The 15997-nt window shown below is 32.8% G+C and carries 11 protein-coding genes; 10 read left to right on the top strand and 1 reads right to left on the bottom strand.

Going from position 1 to position 15997, the window contains the following annotated elements; translation table 11 throughout:
* The first annotated feature begins 10 nt into the window (after nucleotides 1-10).
* The 10 genes from IE222_RS16225 (at nucleotide 11) to IE222_RS16180 (ending at nucleotide 14510) form a co-directional block, all read left to right on the top strand.
* Nucleotides 11-3193, top strand: coding sequence for a helicase-related protein (locus IE222_RS16225; protein ID WP_191274565.1), 3183 nt, complete (start codon nucleotides 11-13; stop codon nucleotides 3191-3193).
* A 705-nt stretch (nucleotides 3194-3898) separates the two neighbouring features.
* Nucleotides 3899-4102 carry a hypothetical protein gene (locus IE222_RS16220; protein WP_223282749.1) on the top strand — a complete coding sequence of 68 codons (204 nt, stop codon included), beginning with the start codon at nucleotides 3899-3901 and terminating at the stop codon, nucleotides 4100-4102.
* Between the two features lie 38 nt (nucleotides 4103-4140).
* Nucleotides 4141-5736, top strand: coding sequence for a hypothetical protein (locus IE222_RS16215; RefSeq protein WP_191274561.1), 1596 nt, complete (start codon nucleotides 4141-4143; stop codon nucleotides 5734-5736).
* Nucleotides 5737-6100: 364 nt separating this feature from the next.
* A complete protein-coding gene (locus IE222_RS16210) occupies nucleotides 6101-7333 on the top strand; it encodes an ABC-three component system protein (protein WP_191274617.1) in 1233 nt (410 codons plus the stop codon).
* Complete coding sequence (locus IE222_RS16205; protein WP_191274559.1) at nucleotides 7317-7814, top strand: three component ABC system middle component; 498 nt, start codon at nucleotides 7317-7319, stop codon at nucleotides 7812-7814. The genes IE222_RS16210 and IE222_RS16205 overlap by 17 nt, the downstream gene beginning before the upstream one ends.
* 1 nt (nucleotide 7815) lies before the next feature.
* Entirely contained in the window at nucleotides 7816-9795 is a 1980-nt protein-coding gene (locus IE222_RS16200; RefSeq protein ID WP_191274557.1) for a DUF3732 domain-containing protein, read from the top strand.
* Between the two features lie 379 nt (nucleotides 9796-10174).
* On the top strand, nucleotides 10175-10321 hold the full coding sequence (locus tag IE222_RS16195) for a hypothetical protein (RefSeq protein WP_191274556.1): 147 nt from the start codon (nucleotides 10175-10177) through the stop codon (nucleotides 10319-10321).
* Between the two features lie 10 nt (nucleotides 10322-10331).
* The gene (locus IE222_RS16190; protein ID WP_191274554.1) at nucleotides 10332-10508 is read left to right on the top strand and encodes a hypothetical protein; all 177 of its coding nucleotides are present in this window, start codon (nucleotides 10332-10334) and stop codon (nucleotides 10506-10508) included.
* A 158-nt stretch (nucleotides 10509-10666) separates the two neighbouring features.
* Entirely contained in the window at nucleotides 10667-12595 is a 1929-nt protein-coding gene (locus IE222_RS16185; RefSeq protein WP_191274553.1) for an ATP-dependent nuclease, read from the top strand.
* The gene (locus tag IE222_RS16180) at nucleotides 12588-14510 is read left to right on the top strand and encodes an ATP-dependent helicase (protein ID WP_223282745.1); all 1923 of its coding nucleotides are present in this window, start codon (nucleotides 12588-12590) and stop codon (nucleotides 14508-14510) included. The genes IE222_RS16185 and IE222_RS16180 overlap by 8 nt, the downstream gene beginning before the upstream one ends.
* 354 nt (nucleotides 14511-14864) lie before the next feature.
* Here the strand turns inward: IE222_RS16180 and IE222_RS16175 are convergent, their stop codons facing one another.
* The gene (locus tag IE222_RS16175) at nucleotides 14865-15737 is read right to left on the bottom strand and encodes a YsnF/AvaK domain-containing protein (RefSeq protein WP_191274549.1); all 873 of its coding nucleotides are present in this window, start codon (nucleotides 15735-15737) and stop codon (nucleotides 14865-14867) included.
* Nucleotides 15738-15997: the final 260 nt, after the last annotated feature.

Raw genomic sequence — 15997 nt, 5'->3', positions numbered from 1 at the left:
GGAAATTGACATGAACATTGGAGATATTATTAGTGGACCATTTTTCCCAGAAGCCATTGAAGTAAAAAAAATTGAAACATTTGAAGAAGAGTATGTTTTACTTGAAGGTATTGGGCGGCAATCGAATAGTTATTATGAACAGTTACTGACTACAACTGATTTAAATCAAGTGACAATATTAAGTACATCTACAGCAACACACTTAACATTCAGTGGCCAAGATGTTCAGCAACGCCTTCTACACCTAGCTCTTGAAATAGAAGATAAGTATTCAAAAACACGTGCATTAGGAAATCAACAAGTCATACCACTACCTCATCAAATCGAAGCTGTATATAGCAGGATGTTACAAACGTCCAACATCCGTTACTTATTAGCAGACGATCCCGGTGCAGGTAAAACCATTATGTCGGGGATGTTGATTAAAGAATTAAAAGCACGTGAAAGTATCCAGCGAATATTAATTTTAGTTCCGCCATTAGTATTACGCCAATGGCAGGAAGAGATGTCGGAGAAATTTCAAGAAACATTTAAAATTATTAATCGTGCCGTATTGAATGAATATGGTAGTTTAAATCCGTTTATCGAAAATGATTGTTGTCTTGCTTCGATCCATTGGTCTACTCGTGATGATATTAAGGCGTTAATTCTAGAGGCACAGTTTGATTTGGTCATTGTTGATGAAGCTCATAAGATGGCGGCTTATTCTTATGGGAAAATCAAAAAGAAAACATCTAAAACAAAGCTTTATCATCTTGGGGAGAAATTATTAGCAAGAACAAATCACTGCTTACTGCTAACAGCAACACCACACAAAGGGGATGCTGAGAATTTCCGTTTACTAATGAAACTAATTGAACCAGATTTATTCAATCATGTTTCTGCAAGTGAAACTCTACGAGATAAAAGTAATCCATTTATCATTCGTCGCTTAAAAGAATCCATGGTAAATTTTGATGGAACACCGATCTTTCCTAAAAGAACAACAAAATCGATTCAATATGAATTAACAGAACCGGAACTAGATTTATATGAAGCTGTGACAGCTTATGTTCAGACACATTTTAATCGTGCAATTAATGCTGGTAATAATAGTACTGCTTTCGCTATGATGCTACTCCAACGCCGATTAAGTTCTTCAATCGAAGCTATTCATAAGTCACTTATTCGTCGTTATAAGAAATTGTTAGCGATTCTAGAGACAACTGAAAATGAAAGAAAAAAGTTTACACAAAAACTCGAAAAACTGTATGAAAATAATCTTGAGGAAGAAGTAACAGAATCGCAGGACACTTTGGAGAGAAAGTTAGAACTTGCTTTTGATTCGATTGATTTAGATGCATTACAAGAAGAAATTAAAGAGTTGAAAAAGCTGCTTTCGAAAACAACTTCCCTTAAAAAGTATGGAATCGAGAAGAAATACTTGGAACTAGAGGAAATGCTATTTGGGGTAGAAGGGCTTGTTTATACAGGAGAGAAGATCTTAATTTTTACTGAATCTGTTGATACACTTAAATACTTGGAGGAAAAACTTTCGACAAGGGTTGAGCATATAGCAAAGATTATCGGTAGTTATTCGATGGACGAACGAAGAAAGCAAGTCGAGTTATTCCGTCATAATGCTCAAATTATGCTAGCAACAGATGCAGGTGGAGAATCTATAAACCTACAGTTCTGTAATCAGATGATTAACTATGATATTCCATGGAACCCTAATCGTTTAGAGCAGCGAATGGGGCGTATTCATCGTATTGGACAAAAAAATGAAGTATTCGTATTTAATCTTGTAGCAGCCAATACGCGTGAAGGTTACGTTATGACTCGTTTACTTGCTAAGTTAGAAACAATGAAAGAGGACTTAGGGAATGATTTAGTCTATAACTTTATGGGAGATTTACTTGAGGGAGATATCAATCTAGCAGATTTAATGAAAGAAGCCATTTTAACCCGTGAAAAATTAGATGAAGTAATCTCAAAAATGGATAAAGGCCTAAGTGAAGAACATAAAGAGCTATTACAAACAATGAACAAAATGCAATTTGATACGGATACTGTAGATATCAATGCAATGAAAAGCTCACAGTTCGATATCAAAATTAACCGAGTGCCAAATCGAATGTATGTAGAGCTTATGGATTATGCATTTGTAGAATCAAATGTAAAAGTATTCAGTAGTCAAGAAAATCGGGTTAAACGAATTGACCGATTTCCAAAACTTCTTCGTGATCAATTTGCTAAAGAAACTAGTTTAACTGATTCGTATCGTTATACAGGATTTGTCGAAGAAAGTACTGGAGACGTTCAATATGTAACGAAATCCTATCCTTTATATTCTTTAGCAAAAAAAATCCTTCATAAAACAAACGATCAATTTGCATTCAAACGTTATTTATTTACGTATAATGTCCCAGAGCGTTTAGAAGTTGATTTATATCGTTTAGTCTATAAAGATGGAACTGGAAAAGAATTGAAGAATCAATTACTATTTATCGGAAAACGCGAGGATGGTTCTGTTATTGAATTAAACTTATATTGGTTGGCACTTGAGAATTTCTCGGATTCTGTAACGGAATTACCATTTGTAGAACAACACATTTTCCAAAAACATATTTTACAATTAGCAATTGAAGAAAAGAACCTGCTTGAGAAAAAGCGAACCAGCCAGTTAAATCGAATGCATGAGTACTTGGTGGAGACATTTCAGCAACAATATAATGAGGTATATGATCGTCTTTTACAATATCAATCTGATAATCTAGACAATAAAAATTCAGCACTTATCAATCAAATGAACGCGCAGCTAATAGATATTGAAGAACAGAAGAAAAAGCGGATAGATACTTTAAATAAGCAGCGAACAATTATTCTGCAGCCGCCTAAAAAAATAGCTCAGTTTGAATTAATTCCTAATGGTTCATCTTATCGTGTTATAGCATCTGATTATTACAATTTAGTTGTAGCCCATGAGAAAGCAAATGGTCGTAAGCTAGTAACAATGTACGATAACTTTGGATTAGTTGATTTTTATAGCGAACGTTTCAATGGTGAAGAACGGTTTATCATCTTAACTGATAAGCCAGACTTTTTGATTAGCGAATCCCACTTAGAGGACTTGAATAATATTATCGACAAGACATACGTTTATTTAATAACGGGAGAATACATCGAGGAAATAAGGCTGAATACATTATGATAGGATAAAATCTGTAATAATTGGTTCAGAAAGTAAATCCTCGGTAGATGCAAGCGTTTAATGCGTAGGGTCCGGCCTGAATTTTAAAAGGACGGAACTTCACTAAAACATTAACATAGAAATTATTCAATGCTAAAGTCGTTAGCCGCAAGTGCTTGAGTATCACCACACTATTAGTAAACAATATTTAAGATATTACACTCTTCCAACATAAAGGGCCATAACATACTTCGTATTAAAGGGAGTATGTTATGGTCCTTTTTTGTAATTTTTTAATTGTTACACAATATAAACCATCTTAATTTCAGCATTTTAGTTAGAAATTTTAATAAGAAAAGTCGCTACTTCTTTTTCAATCTCGATCTAAATATATTTAACATATTTGATAATAATGCCCATCCCTTATTTCACGATTTATTCCTTATAAGCATTATTATGAAAAGTGGTAAGAATAAATATACTTATTCTTAGATATCTAGATATCTGGTTATCTCAGATATCTGAAAAATATTAATATTTCCACGTATTAATTGGATTAGTTTGTGACAAATTGTAATCAAAGGGAATGGCGATTAGGCAATTATTATACAACGGGGTGGAACCCCTACCCGTTAGAAGAGGTGTCATGTATTGGGAATAGAGAAAAATGATCACGATATAAATTATGCAATGGAATGTTGAAAGGAGCGCTCTATTTTGAAATTAGTGTATTTTAATGATACTGGGAGATTAGTGAAAATTCACCCAGCCACTGTTAATCACGGATGTGTTGTTAACAAAGAACCAATTAAGCCTTTACAGGAAAGGGAATTTATCTTGCCAGAAGGAACTTACCCTTGGGTAAAGATGTGGGATTACGGGGAATATGGACTAAGTATTTTGGTTTCGCCTGTGACTGATAATTCATAAAGAATAGGAAATGGACTAAAAACTAAGGAGATTCTATAGTGGGAACGTATATTAATCTATCAATATTATCAAGAAGCATATCAAATTTAGAATGGGAACAAGTTTATGATGAGAGTTTAAAGCTGGTAAATGCATTTCCATTTGCGGATGTTGCCGAACGGGGATTTTTTGGATACAAGCTGCCAGTCTATGTGAAAGCAAAAGAAAAAATAGCTCCTGAGCAGCATTGGTCTGCGGGAGGTGATTTGAATAGCAAAAGATTTGCTGAGACATTTACATTATATAGGGATTTCAGTCATTATCAGACCGCAAGATTAGAATGCAGTCAAAACGACATTTTATTTGAAGGAGATCAAAAGAAAATCGATATTTTTAGTTCTAAAACACAAGGATATGAATATCACTTGTATATTTTAGCCATCGCCATGTTAATTGAAAGTCGTCTGCCACATCAAGCGTTGGTAAGTGGAAATATCGATTATGAGCAATGTGTAAAGGCAAAAAAATGGGCTGATCAATATCTTTCTTCCCCAATAGAAATTCCGGTAAGAGCCGATGTTGATAAACTCATTTCCAGAGCTACTCATTTAAAAAATGAGGTGGACCGAATTCAGTTCATAAAAGAATGGTTGATTGCGGATCAGGAAGAAATATTTAAAACGATTTACACACGTTTTACTAAAACCACCTATGCGGAATGGTTTTGTAATGAATTAAAAGCATACTCCGCCCCTAACCAGCTAGGTGCATTGAAATTGCTTATCTATTATTTGAATGTAGCAGCTGATTTAAATGAATTACTTAATATGGTTTGTAGTTCCGAAAACGGACCGCAATTTCCTAAGTCAGAAGTTATCAGAGCTATTGCTCGAACATGGGTATGCCTGCCAAGAGAAAAGTTCTCCTTTTTGGACGCTTTCGGTAAAATATCTGGTCATCCCGAATTGACCGAACGACAATTTGGTACGGTGATGTTGGACATGATGTTTGCTGGTAGGGAGATGAAGACTTATATCCCATTAACCGATGTTTCTATAATCTTAGGGGAATATCTACCTATTCCAGCAAGTGAAATTGAATCGATGTTAAAACAGGAAATTTCTAAAATTGAAGAGCAATTATTGGCCTTCCATAATCAAATCCGACCAGTGCTTGAAATTACGGAAGCTTCTACTGAAGACAATATGTATTTAGCTGACGAAGATGCTTTTTTATACTATGACGGCAGTAAGATTGTACTAACTGACGAACAAGAATTAACTTTAAAAGCCATTGCTTATAGTATTAAGACATTCTTAAATAGAGAGGGTAAAGAGGCATTAAATGAATTTTTCTCTGTACCATTAGAGAAACTAAAGCTAATTTTGGCTGCGTTTGTTAATGAAAAATTTAGTATGATTTTAACAGAGCAAGCGTGGGAATGGATTGATAAGACAGATGATACTCTTTTGGTAAAAGTTTTACTGGTAAAGGTAATAATTGATGATGCGAATAATCTTCAATACGTAAAATCTCATTCGGATATTCGAAAGGCTATGTTTGAGAATAAAATGCTCACACAGAAGATTGTGGAATATATGGGTGATGAGGCAGTAATGGTGCAATTTGGTAACTATGTTAGTAAAACTGATTAAATATATCAATAAAGTACTTTCAAAGAAATGCTGTGGTTGCAATGACATTACCAAAGGTAAAGTTATTGCAACCACAGCATTTTTTATATCCTGAAAAATCAACTTTTTGTTCGTAACCTTTAGAATTAAAGAAATGAAAAATAGGTATAGATTCCTTCGGTATCAGGAATGGGGTTTGTTTTTAAGTACGTATGATATGAGATTTGGAATTTTGTAAGAAAAGCAGGAAATATGTAGGTTTATGTATAATTCTCATAGAGAAGACTTTTGACCTAATTCTTTTACATATTTTAATAGTTATAGATCTTCCATGAATAAGAACTTTTCTGAATTTTACTAATAAATAAGGAGTTGACAGACTTTGGTGAATAATAAGGAAACTAATAGTAAGGAGGTTAGATTAAAAAATACTCATGTGCCTGACAAAGTTTATGCGTATTCATTACAAGTAAGGCACGCGTTTTTTGAACTACTAGATTGTACTGATACTGAAATAGTAAGTATAGAAGTTTTTGATGACATTGCTATAGAAAAAGATGATGGAAGTATTGAAGCAGTGCAATTGAAAAGTGTTCTTTCAAATAATAATCCAATTTCAGATAGAACTGTTGATTTATGGAAAACATTATACAACTGGTTGATAGCTGTTCAAGAAGGGGAACTGGACCCAGATAAAACTATTTTTAAGTTATTTATTGCGGCAGATAGAAAAGGGAACATTGTTAATCTATTTAGTAATGCAAACTGTCCCATAAAAGCGGAAGAAGTGTGGGAAAAAGCTAGAACTGCATTTTATGATGACACAGGAAATGAAAAAAGTATGGGTGATCAATATTCACTTTATGTTAGAGGTTTTTTTAATCCAGTAAATAAGCCATCTGCATGTAATATAATAAAAAATTTCAAACTAGTTACAATTGATAGTAGTCATACTAAGGCTTTATACAATAAATTCTGTCAGAAAACAATAATTCCTGACGAGCTTTTAGAATATGCATTTGATTATATTTTGGGGTGGATTGATAAAAAAACTGCAAAATTGATAGAAGCAAATCATGTTATGTCTATAAGCTATTCAGAATATAAAGCTCAGCTTGTTGCAATCACTCGAGAATTAAATCAAAAACTAAGTCTTAAAGAATTAGCTCCAAGACCTTCAAAGGAAGAAATTGAAAATGAATTGGTTATCTTGAAAAATTACTTGGGACAATTAGATCTTATTGAATGTGATTATACAGATAAAATTGAAGCAATTAGTGATTATTTAAGAGCATCAATAAACAGAACAATATGGGCGAGTCATGGTGATATAAGTGAGAGTAATTTATTAAATTATGAAGAAGAACTTGTAAAAAAGTGGAACAACAAAAGAAAAATTATTAATCTTACAGAAAAAAGTTTATCTCCCGAAGAAAAAGGAAATCTTCTATATTTGCGGTGTAAAGATGATAGTTTAAATATTGATTATTTAAGTGTACCGGGATTTTTCACACCGGGCTGTTATCATGCATTATCTGATGAATTGATAATAGGTTGGCATCCTGAGTACAAAAAATTATTCAAGATTGGATGCGAAAAAGATGGGACATCTGAGTAAAGAAGTAAGGAATATTCAAAATCCAACTTTTGGGGGATTTGTTATTTGGAATTTTGTACGTGGATTTTACAGTAATAACTCTTCATTTACACCTTTTCCACTACTGTTCATTGTATTGCCAATAGTATGTAGAGAAGACCTTGTAGAAGTATTAAATAGTACCAATAGACCATCTGGATTACGGCAATTTGCTGATAAATTTCTGACTACTAAAGTATTAAAAAATGATATGTTATTGCAGATACATAGTGGATGTTCAAATATGAAAGGATTAACTCTTGACTCTATAAGGGTTGCTTTATATTCATCTTTGATATCAATGGATTATGAAAATGCCCTTGTTTTTCCAATTACAACAACTGAACATAAGAGCGAACCCAAATCAATAGTTAAGTTTGGAAAAGCATCAGAAAAGCTCGGATTCTGGTGTTCTCAGCTCACAATGCATGAGGTCTCACAAATTTTGAAAGTGAGGTTTTAATATGAATTTCCAAATAAAGAAATTAATATTATGGCCCAAAAATCCAAATTTTAAACCTAAAGAAATTGAGTTTAAGCTCAAAAAAATCAATATTATTACTGGAGCTTCTAGAACTGGGAAATCTGCAATTATTCCAATTATTGATTATTGTCTTGCTTCAGGTACTTGTTATATTCCTGTAAAAACTATAAGAAATGCTTGTAGTTGGTTTGGTATTGTCATTCAAGCGGAAAATAAGCAAATACTTCTTGCAAGACGTGAACCGGGTATACAAAAGTCTACTGACGATATGTATATTGCGGAAGGGGGAGATGTTGTTACACCTGAGTTACCTGTAAAAAACACGAATAAAAATGTAGTAAAGAAATATCTAGACGAGTTAGCAGCCCTTTCCTTTTTAGATTTAGAAGCAGATACAGATAATAAATATTTTGGAAGGCCTTCGTTCAGGGATTTAATGGCATTTTGTTTTCAACCGCAAAATATTGTAGCCAATGCTAATACTTTATTTTATAAAGCTGATACTACCGAGCATAGGACAAAATTAATTAATATCTTTCCATATATACTTGGGGCTGTCACACCGGAAATCATTGCTAAACGACATGAAATTAATGTTTTGTTAAAAGAATTAAGACGTAAAGAAAAGGATTTAGCAAAATTAAAAGATGTGGCACAAAAGTGGAAAACGGAGATGAGCGGGTGGCTAGCTGCTGCCGTTGAGTACGGGCTATTAAAAACAAATGATGATTTGTCGCAATTAACATTTGAAGATCAAATTGAGTTATTAGCTTCATTATCTCAAAAAAAAGCTTCTGATGCCGGTGTTTTACGTGAAAATATCGAAACATCTTCTCAGGAAATTGTATCACTAAGAAAAGAAGAAAATAAGATTTCCCTTATGCTAACATCCTTTAAAAAAAGATACACCGAAATGTCCCAATTAATGGAAAGTGTAGAAAGTTATAGAGAATCATTAACAATCCAAGTTGAAAGATTACACGTTTCAAAATGGTTAAGAAGTCTAAGTAATAACGAAGAGACTTGCCCTATTTTCGGAAAGATAGATAGACACCCCAAAGAATTAATTGAAAAATTCTATTCTAGTTTAACTCAATTGGAGGAAGAATCAGGATTTACCGCAAGTATACCAGCTGCATTTGAACGAGAATATGAGAATGTTAAAACTGAAATAATGAAACTAACAGAGCAACTAGTAGCAATACAGAAGAGAATCAATATTCAAAGTAATATTTTAAACGCTTCTGCTGAAGAAAAGTATACCATTGAAAATATCTCAAGATTTTTAGGACAAATTCAATATGTGAGTGAGACATTTAAAACAATTGGATTAGATAGTGATTTATCAACAGAGATAACTGAAATAAATGATAGACTTACAAGATTAAGGTCCCAAGTTAATGAATTTGCTATAAAACAAAGGATAAATTCAGCATTAAGAAAAATTGAAGGTTTTACTATCAAATTATTGCCTCACCTTGATTCAGAAAGACCCAATGATCCTGTAGAAATGGATTATGAAAATCTTTCTATTAAGGTTAGTGGTGAAGATGGCCGTGATGATTACTTGTGGGAAATTGGTAGTGGATCAAACTGGTTGGCATATCATATTTCTGTAACGCTAGCTTTCCATTTGTTTTTTAATAGTCAAACCCATTCTTCTGTTCCTAATTTCATAGTTTATGATCAACCAAGTCAAGTTTATTTTCCTCAAAAATTATCAATTAAAGATTCAGAAAAGGATCTAGATCCTAAGCTAATTAATGATGAAGATCAAATTGCAGTAAAAAAAATATTCCTAACAATGTCAAAAGCATTGAAGAATTCAAACAATGGTTTCCAAGTAATAGTTTTGGAACATGCTGATAATAGTATTTGGGGCGATATAGCTGGAGTGCATGAAGTATGTGAATGGAGAGGTAAAAACAATAAGCTTATTCCAGAAGAATGGATAGTTTAAGATTTAATATTAGTGCTATACATTGAATTTAAATTTTGGAAGTTTATTTATTCAAAACACAGAAAATAGTACTTCTTTAGGAAGAATAGGTATTTGACTGGGCGTTTAGGCAATTATTAATACATCAGAAGATAGGCCATTTTTGTAGATAGGAGAATTACAGTCTAATTTAAGTTACGACTACCTAATTAGCAGAGATAATATGTCAAATAGCAGTTCTATTGGGACTCAAATGATTATTTGTAAAGCTTAGCACTGCTTTTTTTGTAAGGATTGTTAACGACGAGATTTAAGAAATGATATACGAGGATAAAAAATAGATAGAATCAATAATAGACTGGTAATTTAAAATACAAAATAATAATGGGAGATACAATTAGTGAACTATTTAACAGAAATAAAAGAGAAGTCGAATCAAATTCTATCATTTTGGTCTTCTCCAATGGGCTGGGTACCAAATTCTGCCATTGATAAATTAACAGCTGCGAGATTAGATTGGATAAAGGAACTCACAAATTGTATTTAGTAGAGGAATATTGTGGGATAAGGGGTCTGAATGGGATGAATGGGTTGAAATGGTTCAACAAAGGAGAAATGCTATTCACGCATTTAATGATAGAAATATAGGAACACCAGTTGAATTAATTGAAAGCATTGAAAAATACAACACATTTATCGATGTAATAGATACAAGACTTCCATACCCTTATTAAGTAAAATCATATGCTTCAATGTTTTCATCATGATATCTTTCAGGGGTGGTACGTGTATTTTCAAGTTTTTAAGTGAAAATTTTAATATAAGCTAAACTGGATATATAGAAGTATTGAAAAATTGGAATTCGAAAATTTTACTGAAGGGAGTGTTTTGAATGTTTTTAAAAGAAGTTAGAATAAAAAATTTTAGAAGTTTAAAAGAGATCAGGGTTCCACTATCAAACAATACGATTTTAATTGGTGAGAATAATTCAGGAAAAACAGCATTTCTTGATGCTATTAAATTAGGACTTGGCAGATCTAATAAAAGAGTTTCCCCCTTTAATGAATATGACTACTATGTAAATGATGAGAAAGGTGAACCAAAGAATTCTGATGGAATAACTATCGAATTTATATTTAGGGAAGAAAAGCCTAACCAGTGGCCTGAAAAAATACCTCAGATATTAGGTGGAATTGTACAACCTATAATGTGGGAGGAAGATGAAGAAGAAGCAATAAACCAAATTTGGTTAAGGGTAAATTCTAAATATGATGAAGGTCAAAAAGATTTTATAATAGAAACAGACTTTCTTAATACTGAAGGAGAATCACTTTCTGGTAAAGCTTCAAATAGTAAATATAATGATTTTCTTCAATTAACACCAGTCTTTTATTTGCAAGCTTTACGCGATATTCATGATACATTTAGTTCAAATTCTCCATTTTGGGGGAGATTTTTGAAAAAGGTAAATATCCCTGATGGAAAGCTACAGAACATTCAAGATAGTCTTTCTAAAATTAATGAAGAAATAATAAAAAGTGATTCAAATATAGAGGAAATGATAAAGTCTCTAGAAAATATTCACAAAGTCTTGTCATTAAATGATAAAGAAGTTGTGTCAATAAATGCGTTGCCGTTAAAAACATGGGATATACTTTCAAAGTCACAAGTTGTAATGAAAGGGAAAGGAAGTAATGTTAATTTTCCTCTTGATAGGCATGGGCAAGGTACTCAAAGCCTAGCAACCTTATTTTTATTTCAAGCATATATTGATGTTTTATTAAAAACAACTTTTGAGCAAGAAACAGAAGCAATACTAACTTTAGAAGAACCAGAGGCACATCTTCATCCTCAAGCAAGTCGATCTTTAGCCTCTAAAATAAATAAAATTGATTGCCAAAAAATTATTTCAACTCATTCTCCGTATTTTGTTCAGAATATGAATTTAATGGACCTCAGATTATTCAGAAAAAAGGGATCTGAAACTTTTGTTCACTTGCTAATAGATAAAGCTGAAGCTAGAGTGGATGGAAAGGATAGTTTACTTAAATTTATTAAAGCCAAAGGTAATAAATTTTCTTTTAATGAGACTACTAATACACTAGTAGCTTTTGAGCCAATAAGTGAACAAGAATCCAGAGGTTTATGTGGTATGTATAAGGGTACTGAATTTGCTGAGGTAATTGACAATTTTATTGTCAAATCTCAATTAATCCTTACAAAAGAAGAGAAGAATGACTTGTTTACGTTTGTCCAGAGGACAAGAGGTGAATTGTTTTTTGCTAGAGGTTGGTTATTAGCAGAAGGACAGACTGAGTATATACTTTTACAGTATTTTTCAGAGTTATTAGATCTTCCACTTGATGATTATGGTATAAGTATAATTGATTATCAAAATAATGGTTCTCCGGGTGCATTTATTAAATTAGCTAAATTACTTGATTTTCCTTGGCTTTTACTTTCAGATAATGATGATCAAGGAGAAAGTACATTATCTCAAATTAAAAAAATTGGATACAGACAAGAAGAAATAGAACAACTTGTTTCAATGCTCCCTCAAAAAGATTTTGAAACGTATTTAGCATATCAAGGTTTTACTGAGGAATATAAGGCTATTGCAATAGAAAACGGTTATAATATTAGTGAAGATGCACTGGGAATTTTAGATAAAGATGAATTAGCTGAAATTATTAAGAAAGACAAAGTGGGAAACGCAAATAGATTAGTAGAAATCTTAAAAGAAAGAAAATGCAATAGTGAAAGAGTGCCTGAACTTATAAGGGACATGATAGAAAGGTGTGTGAGTCTTTCAAATGAATGATCCATTTAAAACAGAGCTGTCCAAATTAACCCCTGTTCAAATGCAAGCAGTTAATTGGAATGAAGGACCATTAGTAGTCATAGCGGGACCGGGATCGGGGAAAACAAGAGTACTCACCTATAGAATTGCACGGATACTTAAAGAATCAATAAATGAGAACTTCAGGATATTAGGATTGACTTTTACTAATAAAGCAGCGGATGAAATGAGGGTTAGATTAAATGAATTAGTACCTGATATGAATAAAAGATTGTATTTAGGAACGTTTCATAGCTTTTGCGCAGAAGTATTACGTAATCATGGTTCTCATGTAGGGGTTAATCCAAACTTTACCATTTATTCTGATTCAAAAGATTTGGATGAGATTATTAAGGATGTAAAAATGGAATTAGAAAGTAATGAAGAGATAGGTTCGATTGGGACAACAAATCTCCTACCTGTTATACAATATCTTCAAAAGAATCTAATTGAGTCTGGTGCACCATTGGATAAATTAATTACAAACCCTAACTTGAGAAATGCAGTTGAAAAAATATATATAGGGTACATTAATAAATTAAATTCATTGAACGCTTTAGATTTTGAGTCTTTAATATTTCGAACGTATCTTTTATTCAAAAAGTACCCTTTTATTGCGAATCACTACCGGAAAATTTATTCGTATATAAGTATTGATGAATTTCAGGATACAAATTATGCACAATTTCAAATGATTAAACAACTAACTAAAAGCAAATTTAGAAACTTATTTATTGTAGCGGATGATGACCAATTAATTTATCAGTGGAATGGCGCAAGTAACAAGCGCATTCATGAGTTTAAAGAGGAATATGAAGCTGATATTATTCAATTACCTGATAATTTCAGATGCCCTTCAACCGTTGTTACGTTAGCCAATAACCTTATCGCTCATAATAAAGGTCGGTTAGATAATAAAAAGCCGCTTCATGCTATGAAAGAAATTGAGGATAATTCTGAAGTAATACGCTTAAAAAACTTCCTTTCATTTGATGATGAAATGCAGTGGATTGTTAAAGATTTAGAATCAAGAGTTAGTCGTGAAAATAGCTCAACATTTGCTGTCATTGCACGTTCTAATAAATTATTGTTAAAGGTTTATGAAGAGCTAAAGAAAAAGGACATACCGACGGTCATTTCTAAGAGGAAGAATGAATTTGAAAGTCCACAGATATCTTGGATGCATAGTCTTCTTCGTTTGGCAAATAAAAGGAATGATAAGAAGTTTCTAAATGAAGTAATAAACACTTTTGAGTATTTCACCAGATATGAAATAGATATTGAAGAGGTAATAGCGTGGAGTGAAGCTAGAGATGGTGATTATTTAAAGGGATACTATAATTGTATTTCTTCTCTAGATTTTAGTAATACTTATTTACAATCATTAAATCTAAATCTTATTGAAGGGAAAAGTTTTATTACTTTTATAGAAGATACTCTTCAATGGTTAAATACAGATATATATATTAATCAAATGGAAGAAGAACATAAAGAATTATTTTATGATGAGTTTGAAGTTTGGAAACAATTAATGTCAAGCTTTTATTATAAATACGGATATAATAATGTAACGCTTAGTACGTTTTTACAGGAGCTTGATTTGTCCTCTAAACAAAAAGAACCAGATGTTGGTTACGTACAGTGTTTAACTATCCATTCAGCTAAAGGTAAAGAGTTTGACCACGTATATATCTTGGGGCTAGTAGAGGACGAACTACCCTCATTTGCAAGTAAGAAAAAAGGTGAAATTAGTATTGAAATGGAGGAAGAAAGACGAAATTGTTTTGTCGCAATAACACGTACACTCTCTACGCTTACATTAACATATGCGATTAGATACAATGGATGGCCAAAGCAACCTTCAAGATTTTTATATGAAATGGGTATTTTAGAATAAAGATACAATGCGTCAGGAAAAATGCTAACATTTTGCTAACACCATCCTATAAAAAACGGTAAATCACCGTTAAAGATATTACAGTCAATAATATCAAAGACGTTTATTTACCGCGATTTTTGCACCTCTCGTTAACGATGTTACACACTCGCAGACTACGGGCGGCATGATGTAATAAACATCATAAAGCCTTGATATAGGATTTCACCTGCAATATAGAAAGATAAATGCTCATCCTTTTGCTCTAGTAAGCAAAAGGATGAGCATTTTTTACAAAAACCATCTTAATTATCATCCTTAAATAATAAAGGTGCTATAAAATTAACCTCTTAGTACAGCCATATTTTTTAAACATTAGAATCTATCGGAATCCACACAATTGCTGTCAGTAGTAGTTTCATTGATAGAAGCATCGCCCTCTTTTTTCACTTTTGCTTCTTCACGCTTCACATTTTCAGTTACCTGTTGGGTTTCCGTAACTTGCTTTTTGTCAATTACCAGTTCTTCGGTAACGACAGGTTTCTTGGTAACTTCGATTCTTTCTTCGATAATTGGAACGCGAATAGTTTCATCATCACCTATAGGTGTGGTTGTGTCTGCATCAGTACTGTCCACTGCCCGTCTCTCTACATAAACCTCTTCATGTTTTACTGGAACATTTACTGTTTCCTGTTCTTCAATAACATCTTTTTTAACCTCTACTGCACCTGTCTGAATACGGTTTTTATTAACATCCAATTGCTCTTCGCGGAGCTTTAGTGAGCGCTGATTATCTGTGTCGAGAGTGTCTTCCAGGTTAGTATGTTCACGATCAATGGTTCCTGTCGAGAACTCGGCAGCACTAAAATTCTCTTGTCCTTTTTCAGCAAGAAGCAGCACCATTCCGGAATTGATATCCTCTTCGTATTTTAGCGCATCTGCTTCACTGATACCCTGGGCGATCAAATGATCATGATAGGTATTTCTCCCATTTTGTTGATTCATATTATCCTCAAACGGGGAAAACAGACTGGCTAAGAACCCTTGGTCTTCCACTGTTTGGGTGTGATTACTTGTGTTTATCTCCTGGGATGTTACACCTGTTTCCTCTTCGATGGAGGAAGGGACATCTGTTGTATTAGCAATTATCGACAAGTCGTTTACAGAATATCCTTCGTTTCGGAATTCCTCAATGGCTCGAATCACTTCTTCACTAGAATTATAAACACCTAAAACTGTTTTACTCATAGTTATAGCCTCCATTCCGTTTTTTGTTTGCTTACAAAGCTTACAAATAATACTTACCCGGTTTAACAACATTGGAAACTAATTTACTCCTGCGAGACTAGAAGTGTTCTTTCCACTTTTCTGTAATACTGTGTCCTAATCAGCGGAATAAAGGTTCTTGGATGAAGGGATAGATATTAACATAAATGAAAAAAAAGCTTGGAATCTCCAAGCTTTTTTTAATGTACTAAATGTACGGCTATTTATTTACCTTTTTCTTC

The organism is Neobacillus kokaensis, assembly GCF_014656545.1.
In the GTDB taxonomy this organism is placed as follows: domain Bacteria; phylum Bacillota; class Bacilli; order Bacillales; family Cytobacillaceae; genus Neobacillus; species Neobacillus kokaensis.
This window is presented reverse-complemented; position numbering and strand designations above follow the sequence as displayed.